At 53.7% G+C, this 2,557-nt stretch carries 3 protein-coding genes and 2 pseudogenes; all 5 read right to left on the reverse strand.

Annotated features, from left to right (window positions below; translation table 11 throughout):
• Positions 1-221 precede the first annotated feature (221 nt).
• Positions 222-413: pseudogene (locus tag CAGGBEG34_RS10455) on the reverse strand (IS21 family transposase); the annotation flags it as partial.
• Positions 414-554: 141 nt separating this feature from the next.
• The gene (locus tag CAGGBEG34_RS08990; protein ID WP_203224885.1) at positions 555-821 is read right to left on the reverse strand and encodes a hypothetical protein; all 267 of its coding nucleotides are present in this window, start codon (positions 819-821) and stop codon (positions 555-557) included.
• A 357-nt stretch (positions 822-1,178) separates the two neighbouring features.
• Positions 1,179-1,820 (reverse strand): IS110 family RNA-guided transposase, encoded by a 642-nt coding sequence (locus tag CAGGBEG34_RS11870; protein ID WP_320408628.1) that lies wholly within the window; start codon positions 1,818-1,820, stop codon positions 1,179-1,181.
• Positions 1,772-2,176 carry an IS110 family transposase gene (locus tag CAGGBEG34_RS11875; protein WP_238985030.1) on the reverse strand — a complete coding sequence of 135 codons (405 nt, stop codon included), beginning with the start codon at positions 2,174-2,176 and terminating at the stop codon, positions 1,772-1,774. Before CAGGBEG34_RS11875 ends, CAGGBEG34_RS11870 begins: the two co-directional genes overlap by 49 nt.
• Positions 2,177-2,221: 45 nt before the next feature.
• Positions 2,222-2,557 (reverse strand): annotated as a pseudogene (locus tag CAGGBEG34_RS09000) (hypothetical protein); the annotation flags it as partial.

Genomic DNA, 2,557 nt, shown 5'->3' on the forward strand with positions numbered 1-2,557 from the left:
TTATAGCGCTGGCTTGTCTCTTCCCCACGTATGCGCTTCTTGACGCTCGCCTTCGATCTCTTCAATTCCCGCCAATCGTTTTACATCCTTTGCCCTCTCTGGGATACAGACGCCGATTCTTTGCAAGGGTTTCCACGATATACATCTCTTCATCACCCCCTCCCCAATGTATAAAAATCGCGAGGGTAAATACGTTATTCAGAGGGAGGCTTTTTTCCACTGAAATCAACAACCCGTTCGGTTAGGTCCTTCGCAAACGGCTCGATGAGCCCCGCTCGCGGCGCGCGCGGCCCATAGCGCGGAACCTGTATCCCCTCTTCGAGATATTTGCGAACAGTCTTACGGTCCAGTTTTAATCAAGCGGCTATGGCTGAGATTCCCAACCCTTGTCTATGCAATTCCAAAATCGTCATCACTTCTCCTAGCTCAACCACCAATACTCCTCCCAAGACGAATCACAAGGGAATAGCGTCAGTGATGATTTGGCCTAGCCCCTAAACCGGCTTGGCCACTTGGTGAACAACTGGGGAAATTTACTTCGACGAAATTGGGGACTATTCATCCGTCAGTGACAGCGTGTCATGCCTGATGTAGGCGACGAACCTAGCGGCATCGTGCAGGGTGCGGACCAGTATCCACCCAATCAGCAAGAATGGCATCTTAAAGATCAGGATGAGTGCGAAGACGAACAGGACTATGTTGAATGCCAGCAACGCCGTACCGCTATGGTTGGCACGCGCCCGCCAGATCAACAGGCTGCCGGTGCCGGCAATCACTGCCAAGAGGGGGAGCTGGATGGCTGCAGTCCATGTGGCGAACAATCTGTAAAGCTTGCTTCCTTCTAGGTCGGGTGCGAAATAAGCCTTAATATAGGCGATGACTCCGAGTGCCATAGTACTCCATATGAACGCCGCCCGTTTGAGCAAGCTCTTGTGTGTTAAGCCAGACAGGCTCAGTTGCAGCTCTATATTCGGCCTTTATTGCAGCCGGATGAGCTGCGGGCCCTGATGAAATCCGCTGACTCGCGCCTTATTCCACTCACGAGCTCGAAGCTCTTGACACTAATCAGGTTGAGCGAGTCCAGGTCCGACCTATGATGTCATCACACTCAATGGCCTGCGCAACCTTTTGACATGTCATTCTTCAAAAAAGTGAATTTTCTACCTCAGAAGTAACATTTAAAGCGATTTCACGTTCACGTAGTCTTTTTGGTATGGCTGATCATGATTCAGCATGGCCCAGGCGATGCGTGCCCTCTTGTTGGCGAGAGCGACGCTCACCACGTTCAAAGGCCACCGCTTGAGAAGTTGCTCAACCCACCGACCGGGAGCCTTTGCGCGGGTCAGCACACTGCGCGCACCATGAATCAGCAATGTGCGCAAATCGGTATCCCCGCGCTTGCTAATACCAAGCAGCCTCACTTTTCCTCCGGAGCCTGTCTGTTTTGGAACCAGACCGACCCAAGCCGCGAACGCTCGCCCCGATTTACATGCCCTTGCATTGCCCATCGTTGCGACCGCAGCGGTTGCGGTGAGCATGCCCACGCCCTGTATTTCAGTCAGGGACTTCGCCGCTTGATCTGTTTGCATCCACGGGTGCAGCCGCTGCTCAATTCTGGCAATCTGCTCATCAAGCTTCTTCAAGCCATTGCACTGTTCACGCAGCGTGTCAATCAACATGGGGGGAGTCGATCCGCAACCCTTTCCAGCACAACCGGCATCGCTTTGTCCAGCGTGGCTTGGCCTTTGCCCATCACTTCTCCGTATTCCGTTCATAAGCCGCGCAGACGATTGATCTGCAGGGTGCGAAACTTCACCCATTGCTGCCTCATCCGGTGCAACGCCAGCACCGCCTGTTGCGCTTCGGTTTTGACCGCGACCGCCTGGCCAGGCTGCTGCACGGCTAGCCAGATCGCCCGCGCATCTGCCGCATCGTTCCTGTTACGCACATTAAAGGCCTTCACAAACTCCGCAGGCAGAAGCTTGACTTGGTGTCCCATCTGGGTCAGTTGCCGAGCCCAGTACTGCGCCCCACCGCATGCCTCCATGCCAATCAAGCAGGGCGTTCGGTTGGCAAAATACTCCAGCAACTTCGCGCGTTTGATCGGCTTGTTCACGATCCCCTCTGTCTCTACGTCTACGGTGTGCACCTGGAACACAGGCTTTGCAATATCCATTCCAACGGTAAGCGTCCGGTTAAAGACGTTGTATAAAAGAAGGCTCTAGATCATCAGAATGGGTGTCCAACTTTCGGGGTTCAGTCCAATCATGCCTTGCTGCCACAAATTGGACAGAAACGCATTGACGGTGCCAAACGCATCGTTGCGCGTTTTAGGACTGTGCAATTGTCCGATATACAACCCCATGCCGCGTGCCAGCGTATCTGCAATGTAATGGGTCAAACGAGGATAGTGATCTCCATTGATCACCGCATTGCTACTGGTGTTATGGCCGATGCGCACGCCGAATGAATGGCCTGCGGGAATGGGGTTGGTGATGAGGTCGATGCCCGCCTGTGCGAGTTGCTGCAATTCCGCCTGCGAATACGTCAAATGCTG

This window comes from Candidatus Glomeribacter gigasporarum BEG34 (genome assembly GCF_000227585.1).
GTDB lineage: Bacteria > Pseudomonadota > Gammaproteobacteria > Burkholderiales > Burkholderiaceae > Glomeribacter > Glomeribacter gigasporarum_B.

Excerpts from the sequence above, each read along its gene's own strand:
- CAGGBEG34_RS11870 (WP_320408628.1), bottom strand. The coding sequence starts at position 1,820 with ATGGGTGAAGTTTCGCACCCTGCAGATCAATCGTCTGCGCGGCTTATG.
- CAGGBEG34_RS11875 (WP_238985030.1), bottom strand. The coding sequence starts at position 2,176 with ATGGATATTGCAAAGCCTGTGTTCCAGGTGCACACCGTAGACGTAGAG.